Origin of the sequence: Pantoea latae, assembly GCF_002077695.1 — a bacterium.
GTDB classification, from domain to species: Bacteria; Pseudomonadota; Gammaproteobacteria; order Enterobacterales; family Enterobacteriaceae; genus Pantoea; species Pantoea latae.
Genome location: NZ_MWUE01000039.1, coordinates 1 through 598, shown reverse-complemented (window position 1 = coordinate 598; position 598 = coordinate 1). Strand labels below are relative to the sequence as shown.

Genomic DNA, 598 nt, shown 5'->3' with positions numbered 1-598 from the left:
CCGGGATGTAGGTATCCAGGTGGCCAGCCAGCTCAACGATCTTCGCTTCCCACTCAGCGTCGCCTTCCAGCGCTTTCAGCGCGGAACCGCGAACGATCGGCGTGTCGTCGCCCGGGAAGTCGTACTGTGACAGCAGGTCACGCACTTCCATCTCAACCAGTTCCAGCAGCTCTTCGTCATCAACCATGTCGCACTTGTTCAGGAACACGATGATGTAAGGCACGCCAACCTGACGACCCAGCAGGATGTGCTCACGGGTCTGCGGCATCGGGCCGTCAGTCGCAGCAACAACCAGGATAGCGCCGTCCATCTGCGCAGCACCGGTGATCATGTTTTTCACATAGTCGGCGTGGCCCGGGCAGTCAACGTGCGCGTAGTGGCGAGACGGGGTTTCATACTCAACGTGTGAAGTGTTGATGGTGATACCACGTGCTTTCTCTTCCGGCGCGTTATCGATCTGGTCGAATGCGCGAGCCTGGCCGCCGTAGGTTTTAGCCAGAACGGTGGTGATTGCTGCAGTCAGGGTGGTTTTACCGTGGTCAACGTGACCGATGGTGCCCACGTTTACGTGCAGTTTGTTACGTTGAAATTGCTCTTT

Annotated in this window: 1 protein-coding gene; it reads right to left on the bottom strand. The window is 57.5% G+C overall.

The genetic code is table 11. The features are described 5' to 3' along the window. Positions 1–598: GTP-binding protein (locus tag B2J69_RS22265; RefSeq protein WP_143806330.1), on the bottom strand; the 598-nt coding region annotated here is incomplete at both ends.